We start from the raw sequence: 262 nt of genomic DNA on the forward strand, positions 1-262 counted from the left end.
AAAATACAAAGCGATGCTTTGATTTTTCTCAGGGTCTGTAGCTCAGTTGGTTAGAGCACACGCTTGATAAGCGTGGGGTCACAAGTTCAAGTCTTGTCAGACCCACCATGACTTTGACCTAGATTGAATAAATCAAGTTACAGGAATTGAAGATACATCGAATCACAGATGATAAGCTGGGGACTTAGCTTAGTTGGTAGAGCGCCTGCTTTGCACGCAGGAGGTCAGGAGTTCGACTCTCCTAGTCTCCACCACGTACTTA

At 45.0% G+C, this 262-nt stretch carries 2 tRNA genes; both read left to right on the forward strand.

The features are described from left to right. Window positions 1-31 precede the first annotated feature (31 nt). Window positions 32-108: transfer RNA gene (locus tag L6C30_RS14835), tRNA-Ile, on the forward strand. A 70-nt stretch (window positions 109-178) separates the two neighbouring features. Then, window positions 179-254, forward strand: a tRNA-Ala gene (locus L6C30_RS14840). The last annotated feature ends 8 nt before the right edge of the window (window positions 255-262 follow it).

Source organism: Acinetobacter sp. KAM396, from assembly GCF_021602765.1.
Taxonomy (GTDB): Bacteria; Pseudomonadota; Gammaproteobacteria; order Pseudomonadales; family Moraxellaceae; genus Acinetobacter; species Acinetobacter towneri_A.